This window comes from Dialister micraerophilus (assembly GCF_947090205.1).
Classification (GTDB): domain Bacteria; phylum Bacillota; class Negativicutes; order Veillonellales; family Dialisteraceae; genus Dialister; species Dialister micraerophilus.
On the sequence record NZ_CAMUNF010000005.1, the window covers coordinates 1 to 26,251 of the forward strand.

The following is a 26,251-nucleotide window of genomic DNA, read 5'->3' on the forward strand; positions in this document are numbered from 1 at the left end:
AAATGGCAAATAGATTTAGAAATGAAAGAATAGAAATAAAATTAACTAAGGAAGAGAAAGAAGTTTTTGAAAAGAAAATGAAACTTGCAAATTGCAAAACTATGTCCCACTTTCTTAGGAAATGTGTATTGGAAAAAGAAATTTATGTAGTAGATTTAGAACCATTTAGAAACCTACAATGGCTACTTTCAAATGCAACTAACATAGAGCAGATTGCAAAAGCTACTAATACAACTGGAATTATTTACAAAAATGAAATCGAATCAATGAATAAACAGATAGAAAAATTATCAAAAGAAATATAGCAGATCCATTCCCTACTTCTTAATAAATCAAAATAAATCTTGTTAGACATATCAAAATTTAAGTATTATTGGTCTTCAAATCATATAAAATCTAATACCTACTATAAGTCATTAAATATCAGACGAACAATATTACATTTTTAATAAAAACTAGATACATCAAATAGTATTTTAACGAATATGATTATGTTTTTATTTTTCAAATCAATCTATCAAATTTAAAAAATAACCTTCCAAACTTACATATAATATTCTAAGTAAATACAATAAAAAAGAATACCCCTATTCAAGAGTATTCTTAAAATAAAAGTAGTAATTATATTTTTTTATTCTATGGAATAATATTAAAAATCAGCATAAAACATAAGTAGAAATAGTACCTGATTTTCAATTAAATCGAAGAGATATCTATAACATTTTCTTCTCCAAAATACTCTTTAGCTTTTTCTAATACGTCAGGATCATCAGTAGGCATATATATTATTAAATTCTTTTTTGCTCTAGTTATGCATACATAAAATAATCTTTTTGTGCGTTTCTGAACATTAGAGTTCAGAGATCCTTTCCCAAATAAAGTATTAAAATCGTATTTATTCCAATCAGACTCTAATACAATAAGTACATTGTCATATTCGCTACCCTTAACACTATGTTGAGTACAAATTGGTGAAAATTCTTTTAAATATGAAACACTTTTTCTATATTGATTAAATGTTATCTTTTTTATTCTCTCCCATAAATAAAACCCTTTATTTAAAATATAATCGCTAAATAATTCATCTTCTTTGAGTAACCCTTTTACTTCCGCAAATTTTAAAACATTTTCTATCGTTTGATTATCTTCACTTACAAGATAACCAATTGCTTGCTTAAGACAAATCTTATCATTTCTATTATGAATAGAAAATTTTGTTATTCGTAGAAAATCATTAAATTTATTAGCCTCATATAATTCAATAATCTCCTCTAATATATCTAACCTGCGTAAAATCCTATCTCTATAAGAATTAGCTTCATATCTACCATTCATCCCATTTAATTTATATGACATAAGTGATTCCTTAGTAATTCTACATTTTTCGTAAGCTTCTTCCCATGACATATCTTCTAAAACACTGTATATTGACTGATAAATTTCATTCCCGTTAATTTGTTCCAGCAAATCTAATTTCTTAAATGTCGGTTCTACTTCTAACGCCAGTTCTCCCAAGGCCTTTTCGCTATCTAAATTTCCCTTACCAATTTTTTTCTTTATCTTGCTTATAAGCGTAATTATTAGATCAGCATTATATAGATTATATAAGTCTTTAAATCCCGCCATTCCAGCATTATATTTATGTGTTAACCTTAACTCTTTTGTTTGTTTTCCATCAGAAAAATCCCAAGATTCAAAAATATTCTTCCCCTTTACACTTATAAAATCATTTGTTCCAGTTCCATATAAAAATTTAATACTACCTTCTCTAATAGTACCATTCTCCATATTAGGTGCGTTTATATCTTCTGAAGGTCTTTGCTCAATATCATCATCTCTAAACTTATTGGCTACTTCGATTACAACTCTTGGATTTCTTCGGTTTTGCGTCTTTACTATTTTAGTTAAATTATATTGATTTAAATTACCAACTCCGTCGTCATATATAGACTGCATTGAATCTCCAAAAAAACCAATCACATTTTTCTTATTGCTTTGCTCAAGATGCTTTAGTAAAATATCAGCAACTAAAGGACTTGTATCCTGATATTCATCAACAAAAATACAATCTGCAATATCCTTTAAAATGTCCGCTATTTTTTTATATTTCCCAAACATTTTCTCTGCAACAATCAAAATGTGATCATGGCTGATTTTCACTATATTTTCATCATTTGGCGTTACAGAATAATACTCGTCATAATCAACATAAAGATTTTCGAAATATTCTTCAGAAATTAAATCCTCAGAAAAATCTTTTGGCTTTTTAAAGTTCTTTTCATTATCATCGTTAATAAGCTCAACTAAAATATTTTTTATTTCATTCTGATATTTTCTGATAAGAGCCCATATAAACTCATGTATTGTTGAAACCCAAATATTCTCATTTTCTATTCTTGATAAAATTTCGGCAACTGCATTATTTGTATATGTAATGCATACTATCTTAATATCTGGAAATTCCTCTGTGAGTGCCTTTATTAAGGAAATTAAGGAGTATGTTTTTCCACTTCCTGCTCCACCTTCTAAAATAAAATTTTCACCATTTTTTATACATTTAAGAGCTTCTAATACTTCTTTTTCCAATGTTAGCGTATCCATAATAAGCCCTCCTCAATATAATGTGGAACTACCCATTTTTCATCTTCTTCTCCATTCTCATCATCAAAATACAATAAGCTTGATGCAAATGCCGATTTCTTTTTTACATTATTTAAAGCAAAATTATAATAATCACCATTTTCTATTTCATCATTCGAAAAATCTTTTAAAGCTCCGTACTCACAAAGCCCCTCTTTATTCTTTAATATAAAGGCTTTATTTAACGCTATAAATGCATCTTCAAAACTACTTGCTTGGTACTCACCATCAGTTTCCGGTATTTGATAAGCTATTCTTATATTATTTTTAATTTTATCCTCAGGTGTTTTTTTTAAAAGTTCCTCAAATTCATTATTTGACTCATCAAGACAAGTATCTTTGAAAAAATCTTTTATGGAAGCGTTGCTTGTATACTTTGCTTCCTGAGGGTGTGATTTTACATATCTCCCATTGTTATTTTTAGTAGCGGCATCTATATCTGTGATTATTAAAACCTTAATACCTAAAAACTCAAATAATGGAATAAAGATATGTGAATGCGCTCCAACTTCTATTATAGAAATATTCTGTGATAATAGTGGTATAAGATCTGCTTTTGGCTTTTCTTTATTATCAATCTTATGCATCATCATTGGCATTAAAATTCGTTCAGTATCTCCTTCTATACAAATAGCTTTATCAGTAAAGAAAAGTTCACTTCTATTCATTGTAAGATATTGTTTTACAAACTTAAATCCTTTCTGTTCATCTCCGCCATACTCTTCTTTTAAAGAATTAAAACTCTTAGCTATAACCGTATTTCCGTTTTTCTTCAAATATATAATGTCATCAAAGTTACATTCAGAAACTATATGTGATGAATGCGAAGTAATTAAAATCTGCAACTGCTTATTCTTTTCTTTCAACAACTTATTTCTATGTGCTTTGATATGAGATTTAATATTCCTTATAAATATATACTGTAACTGAGGGTGTGTATGTGCTTCAGGTTCTTCAATATATAAAAGATTTATATCTGCTGGTTGTTCAAACAATTCCTGTATATTGGTTTCAATCTCAAATAAAATACCAATTAAATTCAAATACCCCAACCCATTATATGTTTCTGGAAGCGAACAATCTCCCCCTTGTCTATAACTTAAGTTTGTATTATCTGACAATAAATTTTTCTCTGAAATAGATGACTCTATTGCTATATCAATTCCATTTTCTGCGCCACCATAAGTTTTAATAACATCTATAACATCACTAAAAATACCATCAATAGGTTCTCCAGCTTCACTTTTTTCTCCATTGTAAATCTTGTATAATTCTTTATCGGCTTCCTCCAATTTTTCTTCAAGTCTTGTAAATACCGATTCACTTTCATCTTTTGCAGCTTTATAAGAACTGAAATATTTACCAGTTAAACTTGATAAAACATGATTACGATCATCATTAGAAACCGCTCGATCAGCTCTTATTCCTGCCACTTTAATGACTTTTTGAATATCTTTATTATCAATTTCTTCTGATCTATCTTGCGTTATTTTGTTTGCTTCAACATCAAACCCTCTTGAATATTTTTTCGTTTCAAAGAAGTTTCCAAAATTCTTACTCATAAATTTGGAAAATGATTTAAAATCTTCAATATTTTTTTCACTCATAATGTTTTTTAATTCTATAATTTTTTTTGCAGCTATTAACGAAATAAATTCTAAAACTATTATGTTATTATCTGGATTTAAGTCCATCATGAATTTTTGAATATTCTCATATGAATCATTATCATTATACTCAATAAATAATTGCATATTAATAGTTTCTAATAATTGAACTTCATCCAGCTTTGTTATATCAAACCCAATTATTTTTTTATAAAGATCTTTCTGACATTCTAAATTTATATCTTCCCAAAATAATTTAGATGAATTTAGCATTTTATCTAAAACAATAATGGATGATGTTTTTCCACAATTATTTTTACCTATAACTAGCGACAATTCATCTTTAAAATTTAACTCAAAATTTTTTAATAATCTAAAGTTTTTGACTTTCATCTTTTTTAAAATCATTTTAATACTCCTTTTTACCTTCTACATCAAACTTTTCTTTTATATTTATTTTCCTAAAATCCTTTGTCTACTTACATCAACTTGTTGTTTTCGAGACGATTCTCACTACATCAACAACTTTATCAAAGGTCAGATTTCCAATATACTTATTTTCATTAAGATATACTTCCCACAAGGATCTTAGGTATGAATCTCCTTTTATGTCATCGATTATTTCCTTATAGTCTTGCATTATCTCCTGACTTCCTCTTCTGTTTGAGGTTCTTTGTATTGCTTCTTTTAAAATCTCATAGTTTATCTGGTCTTTTTTTAGTTTGTAGAGGGTATATAGGTCGTAGAAGTCTCTCATTCGTGTTGTTGTTATATTTCTTCTGATTATGGTTTCGTATTTTTCTGCTAATATTGTTTCTACCGGATATGCCATTATTTTTATAGCTTCTTTGCTAAAGATACATGGATAGGTGTATTCTATTTCCCTTGGTGTTATTGCGTCTCCTGTTGTTAGGTCAAGTTTCATAGAGTTTTTAGTTTTCCCAACATTTGCTATTAGTGAAACTCTAAAGTTCTCGTACTCATCTTCTTCTCTAATATAGGAGATGTCTTTTATTTCAAATTTTATTCCATCGTCAACACTGATATTAATAATTTCTTGAACTATTTCTTTTATTCTTTCTTCTTTTAGAGCTATGCCTTTAATGGTTGTGTCCATATCCATAGTTGTTCTATTTTCGATCCCGATTAAAGATGATATTAGAAATCCTCCCTTTATTACAAAATTATTTTTGTATTGTGATTTAGACAGTCTATCTAAAAATCTTTCAAAGAAATATATTTGCAGAATTTCTTGCGACTTTAGATTTTTCTTCTCTGCCAAATTTCTTATTTTGCCCTTTATACTCTCGATATTAATCACGATAATACCTCCATGTATTTTCTAATTTCATCTTCTATTTTAAATAGTCTGCTGTATTTTATTATTCGTCTTAGATTTTTATTTGGTGATTTAAAGTATCTTTTTATGCCTTCTGTAAAAATTTGCTTATCTATTTTTTCTCTGTCGATTATGATATCGCATATTGTTCTTTCAATATCATAAACTGGGATAAGATTGCCTTGGGGTGATTTTATTTCTGTCTTTCCTAGTTCGTATAAATCTTTTTTTACATAGTGAACTTGTAGATCCTCATATCTCTTTTTGATATGGCTTGCATTATAGCCTTGAGGCACAGATATATGAAATAAATTTGGGGTCCTATCTGATAGGTCATGGAGGTATAGGGCTGTTTGATGGGAAAATATAATTCGATTGCTATTAGATGATATTAAAACAAAATCGTCTATTACTTTTCCTTTTAATTGATATAGTCCCGGTCTTAATCTTTCTAATTGTCCGCTCTTTGTTAATTCTGATAAATTATATCTACTATATCCAAGCTCTTCTGCTTCTTTGTTGGTGATTACTAAATTTTCTTGTATATATTCTTTAAGTGTATTCATAGTCTGCCTCCTATCGTTTACGCTTTTATTATATGTTATAAAAGCGAATATGTAAAATTGGCTTGTGATTGTTTTTTATTTTTTGAAAAAGGATGTAACGAATCCTTACTCCCTTCAGTAAAAAAAGAGCAGCTTTTTAAGCTACTCTTGTAGAAAGTACAAAATGAGTTAATTATATTTTTTGTGTTTTCTCATACCAGTCTCAAAACTACTCTTACATCCATATAGTTTTTTAAGTCTTTTTGACGTATCCTTCTTCATCTTTTTCAAAGACAAAATGCTTGTAGAACTGCTTAAAATGCAGGATTCCTAAGTTTACTTCTTTTGTATCAACGCTACCGTTTCTACGTGGGTGGTTTGGGGGAACATGTCTATCGGTTGTATTTTTATTAATTTGTAGCCTTTTTTGGACAGTCTTTCTATGTCTCTTGCTTGTGTTGCCACGTTGCAGGATACGTATACTATTCGTTCAGGATTTATTTTCCCGATTGCTTCTATTACTTTTTCGTCACAGCCGGCACGTACGGGGTCCAATACCACGACTTCCGCTTTTATACCTTTTTTTGCCAGTTCGGGCAGGTATTTCGCTACGTCTGCCGCGTGAAATTCTACGTTTTTTATTTTGTTTCTTTTCGCATTTTCTTTTGCGTTTTCTATTGCGTCTTTTATTATTTCTATTCCTATTACGTGTTTTGCTTTTTGTGCCAAGTACAATGAAATGGTTCCCGTTCCGCAGTATGCGTCTATTACCGTTTCATTTCCGGAAAGGTTTGCAAAGTCGAGTGCTTTTTCGTAGAGTTTTTCGGCTTGTTCTTTATTTACTTGGAAGAATGAGTACGGTGAGATTTCAAATGTCAGTTTTCCGATGGACGCTTTAAGTGTTTTTTCTCCCCATATGTGTTCCATTTTATTTCCTAGTATGACATTCGTTTTTTTATCTTGTACGTTATGGTAAATGGAAATAACTTCGGGAACGCTCTTTCTCATTTCTTCTATCCATTTTTCTTTGCAAGGAAGTTCGTTTGTGGAAGTCACGATTACAGCCATAAGTTTTCCGTCGTCGCCTATGCGTCCCACGATGTGTCGCATACTGCCCTTGTGTGTTTTTTCATTGTATACGGTAATTTTGTTTTTATTTATGAAATCTTGTGCAAATTTTGCAAGTTTATTGTTTGTTTCATTCTGTATCATGCAGTCGGTGGAAGGAATTATTTCATGTGTTCCGCTTTTGTAGTAACCCGATACCGCTTTTCCGTTTTGAGTTCCTATCGGTATGGACATTTTATTGCGATATCCTACGATATGCGTTGCCGACACTACCGGAAGCACTTTGTTTTCATCTTGTTTTCCGATACGTGAAATAACCGATTTTACACGATTAAGTTTAAATTTCAATTGTCCTTCATACGACAATTCGGGTATTTGGCACGCTCCGCAAGTCACGTCCGGTATGCAGTGCGATTTGATACGATCGGGAGATTTTTTTACAATCGAAATCAATTTGCCGAGTGCGTAAGTTTTTTTCACAAGCGTAATTTCAGCTTTTACAATTTCATCGGGCAATGCACCTTTTACGAATACCGTAAATCCGTTCACGTTTCCTATTCCTTCTCCATGCACTCCCAAATCACGTACAAAAACCTCATAAATTTCATGTAATTTCACGTTTTCCACACAAAACACTCCTTTAATTTTATATTTAACATTATATCATGGAGAATACACAAAATTGCACGAAAAAAGCCGACATTCATAGAGTCGGCTTTTTGTATTTGTTTTTAATATTTTATGCGAGTGAACCCATCGGATCCCAGGGTTTCAGATGTATGGGTTCTTTTTCGTATGCTTCCACAACTTCTTTTGAGAGATATTTTTTGTTGATAAGTGCCTGATACATGTATTCATCGAACCATGCATCGCTCATTACCAAGTAGCCTCTGCTGCCGGAGTCTTTTCCCCATGAGTTTTCTACTTTAAATCTGTTTACTTTTCCGGTTTTTTCGTCTACATCTGCACCTACGAATACCATTGCGTGTGTCATGAGTGATTCTTTGTAGTCGAGTCTTTCGGCTTTGGATAAATCATATTTTACGTTGAACAAATCAAATATTTTTACGCTTTCCAAGTCGAGTCTTGATCCGGCTCTATCGAAAAATTGTATTACATCGCAGCCGAACCATACGGGATGACCGTCTTTCAATTGGTCGATTACCGCTTTTTTCATTACGTCAATCGGCACATTGACATATTTTACATGGTCCAATTCGGTAACATTTCCCAAAAAGTCCACAGTGTATGACTTGTAGTACGGTTTGTCTTTTGTCGGTGCATTGATTAATGAAATATAATCGTCAAGATTGAGTCCGATATGTTTTTTCACGAACTCTTGAGGTGTGATATTTTTGTATGAAATGAATTTTTTCTTTTCATCTCTTGCTTCGAAATCTATAACTGTCGGCGGTGTACCGAGTGAAACGGAAAGAATATTGTAAATATTCGTCATAAATTCTTCGACTTTTTTGTCGAGTTTCTTCAAATCCTTATCCTTTTCATAAGAGTTTCTCAAATCTCTTGCATACATTCTCAAAACTTTTGTCAGGTAGTCGTTCAATGCGGATGTACAGGAGGAGTTTTCACTTTCCGGCATGGCATATGCAGGTACGAGTCCGTACTTGTTGATAATATTTTTAATCATGTCCCATTGTCCGCCGTCTCCCATCGGATCGGTCAATATATGCGCTACAAGTCTTCCGTCCAAATCTTCTTCTACGGTTTTGATTACGGATTCAAGGAAATAATTACATCTTTCGAGTTTATCATAAAAAAGTGTGTAACTTTTTGAGAGTTCAAAGCTTTTCAAATTGTATTTTTTGCAAAGTTCGTATTCCATTACGTTGAGAGCTGCAAACATCCAGCATCTTCCGGATCTCTTTTGATTTCTGATGTCTTTTTCTTTAAGTTCTATATTGAAAGTATGTCTGTTCGTATCGTCTTCGAAACGATTGAAAGCGGCTTTCATAATACCGTTATTTACAGACGCTCTCTGTGCGATAAGATTTCCTCTGTCGGAGGAGAAATTTTTTCTGCTTTTTTCCAAAAATTCTTTACTTATTTTCATATTTTCCCTCTTTCATTTCAAATTCCGTTTCACTATTATAATAATCGTATTGATAACAAGTATCAACTATGAATTTTATTTTAATAAAAACATGTGAGATACCACAGAAAAAAGCCGACTTTGCGGGTCGACTTTTTTTGAAATATTTATTTTTTCATGTTCATAATCATTTCTTCGAGTTGTGCAATTCTTTCTTCTTGCTGCGCCATTTTTTCTCTCATCATTTCGTTTTCTTTCTGCATTATGTAGATTGAGGAAATAGGTCCTGCCTGATAGCGCATCGGTATCATGCTCTTTTCTGCAGAGTGTCCGAATTTGTATGTTACTCCGACATTTGCCATGTACTTGTGTGAGTTTGTGAATGATACGCCACCATGTACCATGAGGTTTTCCGATGTGAAGTGTGCCAAGCCGAGTGCGTATGCCTGCTGACCTTCGTATGTGGATGCAGATCCCATTACTTGTGTGGGTGCCATAGGGTCGTATTGCAGAGGTTTGAGTCCTGCAAGTGCTGCAGACATTGCACCGGTCACATTGATACGTCCGCCGAGTTCGGCGATGTCTTTCTTCACATCGTTCTGTCCATTTGCCATCGCATCTATCTTTTGTTTTACTTCCAACGCCAATCGACTGGCTGCCGCCGATTCATCTTTTGCAGATTCCGCTTTAGTATCCGCTTGAGTAATATTATTTGCATTTTCTTTCACGGCTTGTTGAAGTCCTTCAGTTGCATCTTTTCCGACAACCTTCTTTAAATCTTCGAAATCCTTTTTCAATCCGCCTTTTCCGTCAACTCCCTCTAAAATGTCTTTATTATTTTTAGAAACTAATTTATTTGTTTGACTATCCTTAGTTACATCATAAATCTCTTTTCTTAACCCTTCTTTATGATCTTTTCCTATAGCATCTTGAAGTTTTTTAATATCACCTTTCAATCCGCCGTTTCCGTCATCTCCTTGTATGAGTTTTTTGTTTTCATTGATTTTACCTTCCAACTCATCCTTTGCTTGCTTAATTTTACCATCAACATCACCAAGAATAGACTGTCTTTGTTTAGTCAATTCGCCTTGCAACTTATCTTTATCAAGTTTTTTATCTACTTTTTCATTATTTTGAGTCTGATACTGATTAAATGAATCTCCAATATTATCAATTTTTTTGTCAAGACCATTTGCCTTGTCTACTTTACCTTCCAACTCTTTTATTTTATCATTGTAATCTTGTTGATTTACTTTCTTATTCAATTCCGCCTGTACATCCGGATCAATCTGTGCGTGTACCATAGGTGCGGCGCTTGTCAACATTGCCAATACAGCTCCGGTCAATATAATTTTTCTCATGTTATCCTCCAAGTTTTTGTTATACTCTGCAAAAGATGAATTCTATATACAATATTCTCTTTTACAAAAAACATAGACAAATTCAAGTTTTCATTTTCGTGCAAACTTTATCGCAGATTACATCTACTGTATATCTATATTTGTCTTTATCATTTATTGCTTGTAATTTTAAAACATTTTAAGAATTATGTATGAATTACGATTTAAAATATAACATAAGAGTTCGAGATTGTCGATACTTTCGGTACATATTTTTATCTCTTTTTAGTTTTATAACATTTTGTTTATATATACTTTCCGTTTAATTTAATACATATTATATAAAGCATGTATTGAATGTTTTTTATTTTTATTTTTATTTTTCCGCTTTTTGCAATTTCTTAAATTTATTTTATCTCAATTACTTTGTAATCTTTGTTTTCTATTGTCGTTTTAAGTGTTTCGTCCGAGACTTCTTTTGTGAGTTTTACAGTTGCGGTTCCACTTTCATGATTTACGTTTGCGTTTTCCACTCCATCCAAATTTTCAAGTGCTTTTTTTATTGTATTTTCACAATGTGAACACATCATTCCTTCGATTTTTATTGTTTTTTGCATTTTGTTTTCCTCTTTTCTTTTTATTTTTCGTTTTTTGATTTTCGTTTCTTTTTCAGATTTGTACAGACGCAGTGCATTAAGTACCACGCTCGTACCTGAGAGCGACATTGCAAGTGATGCCCACATTGGATTTATGTATATTCCGATCGGTGCAAGTATTCCTCCGGCTATGGGTATCAGTATTATATTGTAGGCAAATGCGAAGAATAAATTTTCGTGTATGGTTTTGAGTGTGTCTTTGGAAATTTTTACGGTTTCACAAATGCTTTCGAGATTTTCTTTCATCAAAACTATGTCTGCAGATTCTATCGCCACATCGGTGCCTTTTCCTATTGCGATACCTACATGTGCGCTCATGAGTGCAACTGCATCGTTTGTACCGTCACCGATCATTATAGTTTTATGATTTTTTGAAATTTCTTTTATTTTTTCGGCTTTTTCATGCGGAAGGAGTTCGCTTCCGTATTTTTTTATGCCGAGTTTTTTTGCAATGTTTTCTACCGTTTCTTTTTTATCTCCGCTCAGCAATATTATTTCTTTGCCGTCTTTTTGAAGTTGCTCGATTGTTTCTTTTGCGTTTTCTTTTATTTCATCGGACAGTATTACAAATCCGATGTATTTACCGTTTTCGGATACGTATACCACGATGTTTTCTCTTGCTTTTTCATTTGCTTTCCGTTTTTCTTCTTCAGGTATTTTTGCGTATTTTTCTACAAATGAGAGTTTTCCTGTAGTTATTTGTTTTCCGTTTATCGTGCCTTTTGTTCCGCTGCCGATTATTTCTTCGAAATTTTCAACCTCTCTCGTTTGAGTGTTTTTCACTTTCGCATATTCGCATATCGCTTTTGCTGTCGGATGTATGCTTTTCTTTTCTATTGAATATATTTTTTCAAGAAATTCTTTTTCGTCCGTTTCATAGGCGTATATTTCTCCAACTTCGAGTTTTCCTTTTGTTACGGTGCCGGTTTTGTCGAATATTATCGTGTCGCATTTTCCGGCTTCTTGGAGCGCTTTCGAGTTCTTGAAGAGTATTCCTTTTTTCAATGCTTTTCCGCTACCGGCCATTATCGCTACGGGTGTGGCAAGTCCCAATGCACAGGGGCATGAGATGACAAGTACGCTTATGGCACGCTCCCATGCAAATGCGAAGTTTTCACCGATTATGTACCAAAGTATGAATGTCAATACTGAAATAATTATTATCGAGAATACGAAAATTGTCGCAATTTTGTCCGCAAGTTTCGCCACACTCGCTTTTTGCGATGCGGTTTCGTTTACGAGTTTTATTATTTTGGCAAGTGTCGTATCTTCTCCCGTACTTTCCGCTTTGCATGTAATGTGTCCTTGTGTATTCACCGTTGCACACAGTACTTTGTCGCCGAGTTTTTTTACGTTTCCGCTACTTTCTCCGGTGAGTGATGATTCGTCCAGTACGGCACGTCCTTCCACGACAATTCCGTCCGCCGGTACTCTTTCACCCGTCCGTACGATGAAAATTTCTCCGATTTTCAGTTCTTCGGCATTTATTTCCGTTTCTTTTCCGTTTCGTACAACATTCGCTTTTGCAGGCATGATTTCCATAAGCTCGCTCAATGCTTGCGATACTTTCCCTTTTGTACGTTCTTCGAGCATTTTCCCAAGTCCGACAAAAGTAATTATCATCGCAGCCGATTCGAAGTAAATCATGTGAAATATCTCATGCGTTATATTTCCTAAGTTCATAAAAAGAACGATAAGGCTGTAAATGTATGAGATACCCGTCCCGAGTGTTATGAGTGTATCCATATTGAATGAGAACGTCAAAAACGTTTTAAGACCGCTTTTCAAAAGTTTTTTATTCAATATCAGTATTACGCCGCTCAAAATTACTTGCATGGAAATATTTATTTTCAGCGGAGTATGTATTCCGATCATTTCTCCCATAGAGAAAATCATGAGAATTATAAGAAGTATTATAGAAATTAAAGTACGATGGTTTTTCATCGTACTTTTTTCGCCGGTTGTATTTTCTTTTTTGTCTTTTATTCCGTATCCTAAATTTTTCACGACTTCAAATACTTCTTTTTCGTTGTAATTTCCGTCAAGTTGCATTGTGTTTGTCAGGATATTTACGGATACGTTTTGAGTTCCTTTTATTTCTTTTACACTTTTCTCTATACGATTTTTACATACACTGCAGTGCATGCCGGTTATTTCATATATTTTCATCATTTCACCGTAAGCTTTCTGTCCAATGAATCCGGTTCGTATGCAGGAATTTTTTTGAGTTTGTGCAAGTTTGCTTTGTGCATACCGTCTATGCGTTTTTTCGTTTCATCGTTTTCACATATTCCCGTAAGTATGTACTTGTCCAACGTTTTGTATGTAAATCCGATTTTTTCTTCGTCACTTAATCCGGAAAGTCCGTCACTTGGAGTTTTTTCAACTATTTCATCGGGAAGTTCCAGACATTTTCCGATTTGCTTCACTTCTTCCACGAGAAGTCCCGCTATGGGTGCGAAGTCGCCTGCGGAGTCGCCGAATTTGGTCGAGTATCCTACATAGTCTTCGGATAAATTGCAAGTGTTTGCCACTCTTCCGCCTTCCGGAAACATTTGCGCAACTGCATACAGTGCGGTCATACGTAATCTCGGTATGATATTTATTTTTGCATCTTCGGTCAATTCGTTTCTGCCCGAGATTTTTTTCATTTCTTCGCTTTCTTCAAGCATTTCACGCATGCTTTCATTTACTTTTTTTATGTTCAAAGTGATATTTTTTATATCTAAAAGTTTTACGGTTTTTCTTGCATCGTCAATGTCTTTTTGTTCTCCGTTCGGCAAAAGTACTCCTATTACACGTTCTTTTCCGAGTGCTTTTACGCATAACGCCGCTACCGTTGCGGAGTCTTTTCCTCCGGATATTCCGACAATTGCATATGATTTTTTTCCGTTTTCATCAAAAAACTTTTTTATCCAACCCGTTATTCTTTCGGTTGTGTGCTCAGGATTTGTTAACATTTTTACCTCCTCACTTTGTAAACTGTAATATATTATACATTATTTTAATTTCAATTTTTCAATTTTTCTTCCATGTGATTTGCAAGTATGTAGCTTTTATATTCGCCGTCAGTTTTCCGTTTATACTTTTTTCTTCAAAAAATCTTTTCGCCGCATCGAGTTCTTCTTCGGTATTTTCTCCGTTTTTCATGTATGAAAGCCACACTTCTGCCGGTTGTGTGACTTTATCCTTTATTTCCACAATTTCGGTTTCGTACTTGTAATTCAATTTTTTCAGAAGTTTTATTATTTCGTTTTCTTCTTTTCCTTCAATATTTTCTTTTTGTAAATATTCGTTTACCGCTTCGAATATGTCCGCTTTACCGTCTTGAAATTGCAGCAATCGTATGTATTTTTTCGACATTCTGCTCATTTCACGTACGGATTTAATATTCGCCATGTCCGGTCCCATTACGCTGTACACCAAATCATAGCTTTCATTCGGCGTTTTCTTTGCGAGTTCTTTCCAATCGCCGATTTCGTACTTTATGTATTTTCCGGTTTTTTCATCCGTAAATTTTTTTGCGATACTTATTGCGACTTCGGAAATATCCCAACCGGTGACGTATATTTTCCGTTTTGCGAAATTTCTCAAATCTTCGCCCGTTCCGCAACCTATATCAAGTGCATTTTTTATTTTTTCGGGAAATTTATAAAATACGGAGTTTTCATTTCTTTTTTCTTTTTCATTTTCAATTGTGAAATTTTTATATCTTTCGTCCCAAATTTGTGCTTCGTTCATTAATTTTTCCTATTCAATTCTTCCCATTTCAATTCACGATCATAGAAAGGATTTACTTTTTCATCGTGATGTATTGCAAATATGGTAATATTCGGGAAATCTTTTTCAATATTTTTCAAAATTTCATTTCTGCATTCAATATCCGTTGCGGAAAGCGATTCGTCCATGTATACCCAATCCGGATTTTGTACCCATATACGTGCAAGTGCCAGTCTTTGCTGTTCGCCGCCGGAGAGTATGAGTTCCCAATTGTTGAATTCATGAATTTTCCCTTTGAGATGATCGAGTTTCACTTTTTCGAGTGCATGAAGTACATCTTTGTCTTGAAGCTTCAATTTTTCATCCGGATAGGTAAGTACTTGCGCTATGGTTCCTATCGGAAGGTAGGGGTTTTGTGAGAGGAATATCGCTTTCCCTTTCGGTTTTTCTATTGTACCTTTTCCGTATCCCCAAAGTCCTTTTATCGTGTAAAGAAGTGTACTTTTACCGGCATTTGACGGGCCGGAAAGTGCTACGTGTTCACCTTTATTTATTTCAAGTTTCGGTATGTATGCAAGTTTTTTACCGTCCGGAAGTATCAATTCGATGTCTTTTAAGAGAAGTTTTTCTTCGTCACTTTCTTTTACTATGAAATTCTTCTGTCGTTCGCTCTTTCTTATCGCATTTTCAAATTGTATAAGACGATCTACCGTAGCTTTCCATTCCGCAAGTGATGAATAGTTGAATATAAACCACGAAAGGGCAACTCTTACTCCGCCGAATGCTTGAACGGTCTGCATTATTTCACCCATTTGAAATGCTCCTGCAAAGTATTGCGGTGCAGCTACGATATATGGTACATATGCCGAAAGTTGCGTGTATCCGGAGTGGAAATAATTCATATGTCTGCGTTTTATATACATATTTATCCAAACGGTGTATACGTGTTTGAATCTTTCCGAGAGTGATTTTTCTTCGTAAAGTTCTCCGCCGTATGCTCCGATTGCCTTTGCATTGTCACGTATACGCATGAGTCCGTATCGATAGTCCGCCTCTATTTTCTGACTTTGCTTTTCGAGATTTATGAGCGGTTTACCGATAAGGTGCGTGAAGTACGTACCGACTATGACGAATGCTATCGCTATCCACAAAAGACTTCCGGGTACATGGTATCCGAGTATTATATATTGATCTGAAAGTTTCCATAAAATTACCGAGAACACTCCCAATGACCCTATGGAGTCTATGAAATCGAATATCATATTTATCGTGAGTGCAGGAAATAATTGCAAATCCTGTGCTATACGTTGATCCGGATTATCCAAATTTCCCAGTCCCGTTTCACGATAGTAACATTTAGATGAAAGCCAACGATTTACATAATGTGCGGAAAGCCAACGTCTCCATATAAGTATAGCTTTACTGCAGAAAAATTTTTGGTTTGCAAAAAGTACGAGACTTACGCTTGCAAGAATACACAAAATTCCCAACTGTGTCATAAACTCTTCCAAGTTTCGAGATTGAAGTGAATTGAAAAAATCTCGTGACCAATCGCTGAGTCTTGCAGTTGTATATACATTTATCAAGTCGCACGCAAGTGCAATCAAAAGATAAACTCCTACTTTGTAACGTTCCTTCGTTTTCCAAAACGGTATCGCAAGTACTTTCCATTGCTTGTAAAAATCTTTTATAAGTTTAATTCTTTCAGACATAATATTTCCTTCGTTGTAATTGATACTGATTATCATATTATATCATAAGAATATCGCTTCTTACTTATATTTCATATACAATTCTTACAAAAAGCATATGAAAAAACCCGAAGATATTTCTCTTCGGGTAAATCGTTTTTCATTTTCAATTTTTTCAATTACTGATTTTTAGCCGCTTTGAGTACGGTTACTTTCGTTTCTTCCGGAACGTATGCAAGTGATTTTGCACGTCTTCCGTGGAATATGTAGTAAATTATCAAGCATGCTATTGCTATCGCACCTGAAATTTCATAAAGCTGAGAGAAGTTCATCATATCGTGCAATGAACCGAGTACGTAAGGTCCTACACCTATACCGAGGTCAAGTGCTACGAAGTATGTGGAAAGTGCAACGCTGACACGTGCCGGCGGTGTAATCTTTATACATACAGCTTGACCGTTCGACATGAATGTACCATAACCCAATCCGATGAATATACCGGAAAGAAGAAGTTCCCAAGATTTTGTAGTAATTGCAAGAAGGAACATTCCCAAAGCCAAGAATACATAACACGGATAAAGTACGGAGTTTTCACCTTTTCTGTCAAACAACACTCCTGTAGCCGGACGTGTAAGTGTAATAATACCGGCATAAAATACGAAGAACAATGTACTTGCTTCTACAAGATTTATTTCACGAGCATAAGATGCCAAGAAGGTAAGAACACTTGAATACGAAAAGCCCATCAAAAATCCTACTAAAGAAATTGCCCATACTCTCGGTTCCAAGTAATTTGAAACGGAAAATTTCTTCATAGCCTGACGTTGTTCTTCCGTAAGGTTAATTTCTCTGATATTGAGCATGAAGCATCCGATCATACAAAGCACAATCAATGCGCAGCAGAATCCGATAATCATTCTGAAGTCGGCAACGAGCAACAATATCATACCGAGGAACGGACCTACAGCCGCTGCCAAGCTTGTACTCAAACCGTAGTAGTTTACGCCCTGACCCTTCTTGGAACCCGGTATACATGCAGTGACAATTGTATTTGTAGCGGTGGATGTAATACCGTATGCAAGACCGTTCAAGAAACGAACTACAAACATCATTGTAAGACTGGGAATGTAGAAATACATAAGTGTTGTAATAAGGTAGAAAATCATTCCGCCGTACAATGTCTTTTTACGTCCGTAAATTTCAATATTGTTACCGAATTGCAAACGTGCAACCAATGTACCCAAAATAAAGATACCGGAAGCAAGACCTGCCTCACCCATTGATGCGTTGAGCTGATCTTTTGCAACGACTGCAATAATAACCATCAACAGATAATAAATCAAATAAACTAAAAAATTGATAACCGTATCAAGAATAAAATCCTTGTTCCAGAGTGTTCTCTCTGACATTTTAAAAATGCATCTCCTTTTTTCGAATGTAGAACCGATTATACACCTTCTTTTTTTATTTGTAAAATCTTTTGTATAAAAAATAAATTTTATCTATACAATAAAGCTTGAAAAAGGTAAATAAGCATACACTATTTAGCACTTTTCTCTATTTTATTTTTAATTTATGAAGTTATTTCTAATTTTAAATATATTTTTGTTTAATTTACTTATACCGTACTATAAAATTTTTTCGAGAAACACGAGCACTCATGCCGATATAAAATTTTTTCATAACGAATTTTGTTTATTATTTTACTTTTTGAATATTTTTCAAGTAAAAATCATATTTTTGTATATTTATAAATTTTTCATAAAAATAGCGTAGCAGCCATATAAACTGCTACGCTAAAAAAGTCTAACTTTTTTGTGTCACATCATAACGGGAGTTTTCATTTTACCATGTGTAACTGTAAGTAAACATAACCGTTCTTTCATCACCTAAAAATCCGATATTGGGACGTGGATCTTCAATTATTTCATTGGGATCTGTACCTTCCGGTATCGGGAAAATATCTTTTATATCTTCTCTTTTAACCTTTTTCGGATGATCTTGATAAAGACTTACATAATATTCTCTATCAAACAAGTTCTTTACTTGCAAACTGAATTTATCATTCTTTCTTTCATAGGTAAGTCCCAAATCATAAATAACCGCACCCGGGATTTTTACTGTATTTGTTTCATCAAGTGCTTCACCGAAATAACGCAAACCTGCATTTAAAATCCATTTTCCTTTTTTGTTTTGATTAATAACTTTTTCCGTTTGAATTGAAAATGTATGTTTCGGTGCTTCGGCCATAATTGCTCTGCCTCTTCTACCGACCAACTTCGGTATTCTCTTCGGATCTACATTGGGATTTACATTCGAATCGAACTCGGAATCTATTTTTATAGGCTTATCATCAAATACTTTTGCAATAAGGAAACTATAAGATAAATTTACATTCCATGTCGGATTTATTTGTTTTTCAAATTTTAAATCAATACCTTTTGAACCGACTTTTCCTACTCTTTCAAAACAATCAAATGTCGGTCTGTCTTTTTCATGTTTTTCATTATATTCTTTCTCGTAATTATCCAAACATTCATATTGACTGTCTTCAGTCGGCCCTTCATCGGGATTTATATTACATTTACCGTATGCTTCACTAGGGTCTATCGGTGGTAAATCTCCTTTTTGTTCTACCAATGCCGGTACATCAAATTGTGTAAGCTTAAATGTCGAAATACTTCCCTTTGTTTTTCCGTCACGACTTTCATAACGTACTCCGGCTTCCCATTCATCAGATTTTGTAGGCGGTAAAGGTCTTTTATCTTTATCCCATGCCATATTGGATCTGAATCCGCTGCTCCAATGTACATACGGCAGCCATTCATCGGTAAGTTCATATACAATACCAATCTGTCCGCTTGTTGCATATTCTCTGAAATTAGTTAAAGGAGAAACATCATCACTCGTATAAACATCATAAAGTCCTCTACGTATGCTGCCGGACAAATGATACTTACCTATATGCTCGGTATGAGATAAATATGCACCCCATTCTCTACTCCATGCAGGTACTACTTCTTTTACCGCGGGAACTTTCCAATCATTCGGCACCCATTTTTTCCTGCCCGACAAAAAATCCGGAATATCTTTCTTTTCCCATGTGCGCCAAACCCATTGTTCACCGGACTGATAAGTATGTTCATAATGCCAATCTGTACCAAGTACGGTATCTCGACTTCCTTTATCGGTGTCTTTATGTAACCTCAAATATTGGTCAAGTCCATATGAATCACCTTTCAAATCAAGAACTGTGCCTTCACGCTTAAATCCACCGTATCCGTCATCAAATCCCCATGTTTGTTTTGATAAAAGAGTAGTCTTTCTTACCGTACCTTGATGATGGAACGAAATATTTTTGTTGAAATTATGTTCCCACTCATAAACAGTTCCCCACTGTTTCAAATTAAATTTATCCCAACCTTTTTTACCTATGTATGCACGATCCGGAACAATTTTAAAAAATTCGTGATTTCCGAACTTTATCTGTGGTTGTGCCTTCAATCCGTCTACATGGTCATATTGATAAAACGGTTTAATTGTAAAACGATCTTTTTCCGTCTGTTTTTCAAATGAAGGTGCAAAATAAACTCTTGTATTTGAGGATTGATCGAAAAATAAATCTTTTTTACTCAAAAGTCCTACAAAACGCATTGCACTTTCATTATTTTTATTCGTTCTGTTTATGTCGAATGTTATCGTTTTTTCATTCTTGGTTCCGATACGTATTTCACCTTTTGCATAATCAAAAGTTTTCGGTGCTTTCATTTGCATATTGATTACACCGCTCGGTGAACCGTCACCGTGAAATGTTGAAGAAGGTCCACGTAGTACTTCTACTTTTTCCATTCCGTAAATTTCAGGACTGAAAATAAACATTCCCGTATCATAAGCTTTCATACCGTCAACAAGTAAATTTGACGGAGCCACATCCATACCCCTTATTTTGGCATAATTCTGAAATGGAATATCGCCGCGGTAATTACCGATTAATCCCGTTTCGTCTGAAAGTGCATCTTGAATTGTGCGTGCATTTTTCTTTTCAAGTTCTTCTTCATCTACCGTATTTACGGTTGCCGGCGTATATTTTTCGGCTGTAGGTATTTTATTTGCAAGTCTGCTTCTTATCTTATAACGATCTCCGTATACGTAAAACGTTCCCAATTGATAGTCGGGAATATCTTTCTCCTTGCTTTTGGCATTGTCTTGTGCAGATACTCCTAATGTGATTCCGCTTGCCAATGCAAGCAAAATTAAACTTTTAAAAATTTTATGATTTTTCATGAGTCCTCCTTTTTGATAATTATTTTCATTATTAATCAGTATATACCCGACTTAAAATTTATTCAATTAAATTTTTATATTTATTTTATTCTATATTTATATATTTTAATAAAACTAAACAATAATAAAATGAATTTTTAATTTAAAATCGAGTCTATATTTTTATTTTTTATTTCAATGCAATAAAAAACGGAGAAATAATCTCCGTTTTATTTTATATTCTGTAATTGTATGAAAGTACAAATGTACGTCCGCTTCCCACAAATGCGTCACCATCACTTGTTACGCTTGTATAGTACTTTCTATTTAAAATATTCTTCACCGCCAATGAAAGTGAACTGTTTTTATTTTCTTTTGAAACATATGCATCAAATACCGTCACACCGCCGAGTTTGGTACTGTTATGATTCTGACGGTTAAATTGATTGCGTTCACCTATATAATGTATTCCCACGCCTGCCGTAATATCGCCAAATGTTTTTTCCGCACGCAAACTTAATGATTGACGAGGCGAATTTGCGGAAGGTTTACCCACTTCATCCGCAGTTGCGGACTTTGTCACTTTTGAATCGAGATAGCTGTAATTTGCCTTTACCTTTACATCTCCGTATTTATTTTCCCATGAAACATCTACACCTTTTGATGCAACTTCTCCGATTGAGCGATAATAATCAGGTATAGCCCATCCGTTAGGTAAAATTTTATTAACCGGATCCGGTACATTTTGTTTTCTTAAATCATATATTGCAATACTTGCTTTTACATTTGAATTTTTCGGTAAGTAACGCAAACCTATTTCAAATTCACGTCCGGTTGTCGGAGGTAAAATATTTTTATCTTTATCAAGGAAATATACCGGTTTGAACGAATTATTCCAATGTGCATACGGCAGTACTTCATCGGTCAATTCATACACTACACCAAGTTGTCCCGTAGTGGCATAAATTTCTTTCAAATTGTCATCACTTGATACAAACAAGGCACGGCGCATACCACCGCTGAAATTCCACTTACCTCGCTTTTCATTATGCGATGCATAAAGTCCCCATTCACGTCCCCAATAATTACCGGACATTAATTGACCGTTTTTCAGTGCATTTTCAATTTCATTTATTGCGGGTTTTTCCAAGTCGGATAATTTTCTTGTCATGAAATTTTGCTTTTGTTTCCAATCTACATTTTCATAATGCCAATCAAGTCCGACAAACGTATCACGACTGTTTTTTCCGTTTTCTTCATGACGCTTTATATATTGATCAAGTCCGTATGATCTGCCCTTGTAATCGTTGACACGAGGCATTAATCTCATTTCATCGTTATTTATAGGAAACACACTCGGTGCCATAATATCTTTCGAGAAATTTTTAATATCTCTTATAAAACCTTTTTGATGGAATGACCACATATTGTCAAATTTATGATTGAAACTTACATTAAGTCCGACTTGTTTTACATCTTGATTTTGCCAACCCTTACCGCCGAAAAGCGTTTTATCCGAATATTTTTCGAAGTGTGCATGACTTTTCAATTTTTCCATAGGTTGCAACGCACTTCCGTTTACATGGTCTTTCTGATAAAAAACTTTCACGGTTACATCTGTTTTATCTCCGATTTTCTTTTTGACGGAAGGTGCTATATATGTACGTGTAATATCCGAGTTATTTGTAAATAAATCTTTCTTTTCAAAACTTCCTACAAGTCTGATTGATTTATCTCCGTCTGTCGTGTTTGTATCGAAATTTAAAACTTTTTGTTTATTACTTCCGAATTTTACTTCAACTTCGGAAAAGTTTTCATTTTTCGGTGCTTTAAGTTCCATATTTATAACACCGCTCACAGAACCGGCACCGTTAAAAGTGGAAGATGGTCCCCGAAGAATTTCCGCTTTTTCAAGACCGTAAACGTTCTCGCTCATGACTTGCTGTCCGACATAACCGAATGTTTTCATACCGTCCGTAAGAAAATTTGAATTGTCGAGGGTTTCGCCACGAATATTTGCAAAATATCCTACTGTGGAATTACTCTTCCAATCACCTGTTATACCTGTTTCATATTTTAACGCTTCTGCCAAATTATCCGATGCGGTCTTTTTTATTTCCTTACTTGTTACTATATTTACACTCGCAGGAATGTATTTAATTTCTTTTTCAAGTTTTCCGCCGAGCGTGGATGTATTTTTATAGCGATTTCCGTAAACGTAAAACGTTCCCAATTCAAAACTTGGAATATCTTTTTGTTTGTTTTTCGCACTGTCTTGTGCAGATACTCCTAATGTGATTCCGCTTGCCAATGCGAGCAAAATCATATACCGTAAACCTTTATTTATTTTCATATAGTACCTCCGTAGAGAATAATTTAAATGATAATCATTACCAATTATGGTAATATATCTTGGACGATTTTGCAATTTTTATTTAATTTATATTCGGTTTGTCTTTAAATTTACATAACTTTAATTTTCATAATAAAAAATCCTTTGCCTTTTTTTCCGGCAAAGGATTTCAGTTTTATATTTTACCAACGATGTTCGTATGTGAGTGTAACGTTTCTTTCTTCGCCTTTGAATCCTCGGTAGTTTTGTCCTTGATTTTGAATTGAGAGTGTGTATTTTTTGTTCAACAAGTTATTTACTTGCAATCTCCATGTATTGTTTCCTCTTTCATATGTGAGATTTGCATCGTATACGGTTACGCCCGGAAGTACAATTGTGTTTTTTTCGTTTGTTCTTTGTCCGGTGTATCTCATGCCGAGTCCGAATGAAAGTTCTCCGTCTTTATATTTTTTTATGTCTTTTTCGAGCATTATATTAAATGTCTGTTCCGGCGAATTTTGTACTTTTTTACCTATGAGTTTTTTGTCGAGGTCTTTGAGTATTTCGGTGTGTGTTTTGTTGTATGTTGCCGTTACATGCAAGTCGTTTGCAAGTTCTCCGTGCATTTTTATTTCAAAACCTTTTGAAAGTACTTCTCCGATTGATTTACTTATGGTAAGTATTCCGTTCGGTGTGACTGCAAATTCATCCGTTACTATTGCTTTGTCTTTTTCTCTTAGGTCATATATTGATGCTTGTAATTTAAAGTGTGTGTTTTTCGGTTCGTATCTTATTCCTATTTCCCATTCTTTACCGCGTGTGGGTTTCAGAAGTTTTCCGTCTTTGTCAAATCCTTTTACGGGGTGGAATGAGTTGTTCCAATGTATGTAGGGAAGTATGGAGTCCGTCACTTCGTATACCATTCCCACGTTTCCTGTTGTTGCTCGTGTTTCTTCTTTTCCGATTTGGTTTCCGTAGGTTGAGTAGTATCCTCTTCTTACTCCTGCAGAGAAGTGCCATTTGCCTATTTCTCTATTGTGTGATGCGTATATTCCGTATTCTCTGTTTGAATAGTCCAACGGTCTGAATTTTCTTTCATTTTCAGGTTCTTTTCTTGTTTTCTTGCCTGAGAGAAAATCTTCTATTTCATCTATTCCCCATGAGTTGAGTTTACGTTGTGATGTTTTTACTATGCTTCTGTCGTAGTGAATGTCTGCACCGATTATTGTATCTTGATGTGTTTTTCCGTTTACTTTGTGTATTGTAATATATTGATCGAGTCCGTATGTATTTGTATTTGCATCTGCACTTATCGCATCACGTTTCAGTATTTGATCGATTTCAACGTATCTTGCATCTGTTTGTCTTGATTCGGAGTTCGATTTTCTTATCATTCCTTTTTGTGTGTAAGTTATTTCTTTATTTATTTTATGTTCAATTTCATAGTTTATACCTTTTTGTTTCACATCGTATCTGTCCCAACCTTTTATACCGAAAAATGATGTTTCCGATATTTTTTCAAATATACTTTGATCTCCCAAAAGGTTTGTGGTTGTTCCCAAAAATCCGTTTACGTGGTCTTTTTGATAGAAAGGTTTTAAAATAATTTTTGTTTTTTCGCCTTTTTTCCACGTAAATGACGGTGCAAAGTATTGTCTTTCATGGTCGGAGTAATCTATGTAAAGGTTTTTCTTTCCGATACTTCCTACAAATCTTGCGGAAAATGTTTTATTTTCATTTGTTCTGTTCAAATCGAAGTGAATTACTTTTTCATTTTTTTGCCCGATTTTCATTTCCATGTCGGAAAAATTATTTTCTTTGGGAGCTTTAAGTTCCATATTTATAAGTCCGCTTACCGATCCTGCTCCACCTACGGTTGATGACGGTCCTCTGAGTATTTCTACACGCTCAAGTCCGTAGATATCTTGGTTTATTCCTAAATATTTTTTCCCTTCATTACCGAACACTTTCATTCCGTCTACTAAAATATTACTGTTTGCTACAGTAAATCCTCTTATTTTCGGTTCGCTTTTTACCGGTGAGTCGCCTTGTACGTTTCCGACTATTCCGGCTTCGTATGCGAGTGCTTTATGCAGATTGTCTGCTCCGAGTTTTTTTATTTTTTTGCTGTCCACTACGTCTATTTGTGCGGGTATGTACTTTATTTCTTGTGCGATTTTTCCCGCCAGTTTTGTTTTTCCTTTGTTTCTTATTCCATATATATGAAATAACGGCAGAGTGAATTCTTTTAATTTTTCATCTGTTTTTGCATTTACCGGTAATGCAATTGCAGTTAATGCACTTATGCAACATAATATGCTTAAAATCTTGTTTTTTCTCATATTTCCTCCGAGTATAGGTATGTCCTAATTCTTTTATAGATGTTTTTTATTATATATGCCTAAAAAATATATCGCAAATAAAATTTTTATAAACTTAATTGTATTTTTTCACTTTACCTTTAATTTGTTTTTTATTTCAAAATGCTTCTTTCATTTTGTCCATACTCGATTTATTCAATTTCGTTTCTTTAAATAGGCATATACTCGTGTTGCATTTTTCTACTTCTTAAATTTTTGCAAGTTTTGTTTGTTCTTTGTTTCTACTCCTTATATATACATATATATAGGTTTCACATTTTTCGCATATTTTTTCTTGTTTTCCGTTATGCATTAATTCGATTATCAGTAATATTTGATAGAATTCTTTTATATATATATTTCTTACTACAACTTGATAGAAAATTTTTATATATAAACGGTTCGCCATATATCGATATGAATTTTATTTCGGATTTTTTTCAGTCAATTATATATGGTTATTTTTTATGCCATCTTTATTCTCATATTTGATTAAAAATCTCCCCTATAACGGTATTTTTTGTATTTTTTAATTTTTTCGTTTTTTATATCGCTTTTTCCTCTATACAAAAATATTTTTTAAAATTTTCCTGTTTTTTACTTTTTTAATATTTTTATTTTCATTTTTACTTGATTTCTG

Annotated in this window: 16 protein-coding genes; 1 reads left to right on the forward strand and 15 read right to left on the reverse strand. The window is 33.8% G+C overall.

All coding sequences use genetic code 11. From position 1 onward, the window contains the following. Positions 1-2 precede the first annotated feature (2 nt). On the forward strand, positions 3-305 hold the full coding sequence (locus tag P6922_RS03800) for a plasmid mobilization protein (RefSeq protein ID WP_276874452.1): 303 nt from the start codon (positions 3-5) through the stop codon (positions 303-305). 391 nt (positions 306-696) lie between these two features. Here P6922_RS03800 and P6922_RS03805 read toward each other — a convergent pair whose 3' ends face one another. The 15 genes from P6922_RS03805 to P6922_RS03875 all read right to left on the reverse strand — a co-directional run bounded on the left by P6922_RS03805 (position 697) and on the right by P6922_RS03875 (position 25,593). Next, positions 697-2,601 (reverse strand): UvrD-helicase domain-containing protein, encoded by a 1,905-nt coding sequence (locus P6922_RS03805; protein WP_276874455.1) that lies wholly within the window; start codon positions 2,599-2,601, stop codon positions 697-699. Then, positions 2,589-4,655: an ATP-dependent nuclease gene (locus tag P6922_RS03810; RefSeq protein ID WP_276874458.1), complete on the reverse strand. Its 2,067-nt coding sequence runs from the start codon at positions 4,653-4,655 to the stop codon at positions 2,589-2,591. Before P6922_RS03810 ends, P6922_RS03805 begins: the two co-directional genes overlap by 13 nt. 76 nt (positions 4,656-4,731) lie before the next feature. Continuing rightward, positions 4,732-5,568, reverse strand: a complete 837-nt coding sequence (locus P6922_RS03815) for a nucleotidyl transferase AbiEii/AbiGii toxin family protein (protein WP_276874459.1) — start codon at positions 5,566-5,568, stop codon at positions 4,732-4,734. Then, complete coding sequence (locus P6922_RS03820) at positions 5,565-6,152, reverse strand: type IV toxin-antitoxin system AbiEi family antitoxin domain-containing protein (RefSeq protein WP_276874462.1); 588 nt, start codon at positions 6,150-6,152, stop codon at positions 5,565-5,567. Before P6922_RS03820 ends, P6922_RS03815 begins: the two co-directional genes overlap by 4 nt. A 315-nt stretch (positions 6,153-6,467) precedes the next feature. Beyond that, positions 6,468-7,826, reverse strand: a complete 1,359-nt coding sequence (gene rlmD / locus P6922_RS03825; protein WP_276874464.1) for a 23S rRNA (uracil(1939)-C(5))-methyltransferase RlmD — start codon at positions 7,824-7,826, stop codon at positions 6,468-6,470. 112 nt (positions 7,827-7,938) lie between these two features. Beyond that, a complete protein-coding gene (locus tag P6922_RS03830; RefSeq protein WP_007556139.1) occupies positions 7,939-9,270 on the reverse strand; it encodes a C1 family peptidase in 1,332 nt (443 codons plus the stop codon). A 146-nt stretch (positions 9,271-9,416) separates the two neighbouring features. Next, positions 9,417-10,610 carry a YadA C-terminal domain-containing protein gene (locus P6922_RS03835; RefSeq protein WP_276874467.1) on the reverse strand — a complete coding sequence of 398 codons (1,194 nt, stop codon included), beginning with the start codon at positions 10,608-10,610 and terminating at the stop codon, positions 9,417-9,419. A 386-nt stretch (positions 10,611-10,996) separates the two neighbouring features. Beyond that, positions 10,997-13,414, reverse strand: coding sequence for a heavy metal translocating P-type ATPase (locus P6922_RS03840; RefSeq protein WP_276874470.1), 2,418 nt, complete (start codon positions 13,412-13,414; stop codon positions 10,997-10,999). Next, positions 13,414-14,205 carry an NAD(+) synthase gene (gene nadE, locus P6922_RS03845; RefSeq protein ID WP_276874472.1) on the reverse strand — a complete coding sequence of 264 codons (792 nt, stop codon included), beginning with the start codon at positions 14,203-14,205 and terminating at the stop codon, positions 13,414-13,416. The genes P6922_RS03840 and nadE overlap by 1 nt, the downstream gene beginning before the upstream one ends. A 58-nt stretch (positions 14,206-14,263) precedes the next feature. Next, positions 14,264-14,986, reverse strand: coding sequence for a class I SAM-dependent methyltransferase (locus tag P6922_RS03850; RefSeq protein WP_276874475.1), 723 nt, complete (start codon positions 14,984-14,986; stop codon positions 14,264-14,266). After that, on the reverse strand, positions 14,986-16,677 hold the full coding sequence (locus tag P6922_RS03855; protein ID WP_276874477.1) for an ABC transporter ATP-binding protein/permease: 1,692 nt from the start codon (positions 16,675-16,677) through the stop codon (positions 14,986-14,988). Before P6922_RS03855 ends, P6922_RS03850 begins: the two co-directional genes overlap by 1 nt. A gap of 158 nt (positions 16,678-16,835) precedes the next feature. Further along, positions 16,836-18,065 carry an MFS transporter gene (locus P6922_RS03860; protein ID WP_276874479.1) on the reverse strand — a complete coding sequence of 410 codons (1,230 nt, stop codon included), beginning with the start codon at positions 18,063-18,065 and terminating at the stop codon, positions 16,836-16,838. A gap of 436 nt (positions 18,066-18,501) precedes the next feature. Continuing rightward, positions 18,502-20,940, reverse strand: coding sequence for a TonB-dependent siderophore receptor (locus P6922_RS03865; protein ID WP_276874481.1), 2,439 nt, complete (start codon positions 20,938-20,940; stop codon positions 18,502-18,504). A 214-nt stretch (positions 20,941-21,154) separates the two neighbouring features. Then, positions 21,155-23,272, reverse strand: coding sequence for a TonB-dependent siderophore receptor (locus P6922_RS03870; protein ID WP_276874483.1), 2,118 nt, complete (start codon positions 23,270-23,272; stop codon positions 21,155-21,157). Between the two features lie 182 nt (positions 23,273-23,454). Further along, a complete protein-coding gene (locus P6922_RS03875; protein ID WP_276874485.1) occupies positions 23,455-25,593 on the reverse strand; it encodes a TonB-dependent siderophore receptor in 2,139 nt (712 codons plus the stop codon). Between the last annotated feature and the right edge of the window lie 658 nt (positions 25,594-26,251).

What these genes read in the sequence shown, in the direction of transcription:
- nadE (WP_276874472.1), bottom strand. Translation starts at nt 14,205, where the DNA reads ATGTTAACAAATCCTGAGCACACAACCGAAAGAATAACGGGTTGGATA.
- P6922_RS03800 (WP_276874452.1), top strand. Translation starts at nt 3, where the DNA reads ATGGCAAATAGATTTAGAAATGAAAGAATAGAAATAAAATTAACTAAG.
- P6922_RS03835 (WP_276874467.1), bottom strand. Translation starts at nt 10,610, where the DNA reads ATGAGAAAAATTATATTGACCGGAGCTGTATTGGCAATGTTGACAAGC.
- P6922_RS03820 (WP_276874462.1), bottom strand. Translation starts at nt 6,152, where the DNA reads ATGAATACACTTAAAGAATATATACAAGAAAATTTAGTAATCACCAAC.
- P6922_RS03840 (WP_276874470.1), bottom strand. Translation starts at nt 13,414, where the DNA reads ATGAAAATATATGAAATAACCGGCATGCACTGCAGTGTATGTAAAAAT.
- P6922_RS03830 (WP_007556139.1), bottom strand. Translation starts at nt 9,270, where the DNA reads ATGAAAATAAGTAAAGAATTTTTGGAAAAAAGCAGAAAAAATTTCTCC.
- P6922_RS03865 (WP_276874481.1), bottom strand. Translation starts at nt 20,940, where the DNA reads ATGAAAAATCATAAAATTTTTAAAAGTTTAATTTTGCTTGCATTGGCA.
- P6922_RS03850 (WP_276874475.1), bottom strand. Translation starts at nt 14,986, where the DNA reads ATGAACGAAGCACAAATTTGGGACGAAAGATATAAAAATTTCACAATT.
- P6922_RS03805 (WP_276874455.1), bottom strand. Translation starts at nt 2,601, where the DNA reads ATGGATACGCTAACATTGGAAAAAGAAGTATTAGAAGCTCTTAAATGT.
- P6922_RS03870 (WP_276874483.1), bottom strand. Translation starts at nt 23,272, where the DNA reads ATGAAAATAAATAAAGGTTTACGGTATATGATTTTGCTCGCATTGGCA.
- P6922_RS03855 (WP_276874477.1), bottom strand. Translation starts at nt 16,677, where the DNA reads ATGTCTGAAAGAATTAAACTTATAAAAGATTTTTACAAGCAATGGAAA.
- P6922_RS03810 (WP_276874458.1), bottom strand. Translation starts at nt 4,655, where the DNA reads ATGATTTTAAAAAAGATGAAAGTCAAAAACTTTAGATTATTAAAAAAT.
- P6922_RS03860 (WP_276874479.1), bottom strand. Translation starts at nt 18,065, where the DNA reads ATGTCAGAGAGAACACTCTGGAACAAGGATTTTATTCTTGATACGGTT.
- P6922_RS03875 (WP_276874485.1), bottom strand. Translation starts at nt 25,593, where the DNA reads ATGAGAAAAAACAAGATTTTAAGCATATTATGTTGCATAAGTGCATTA.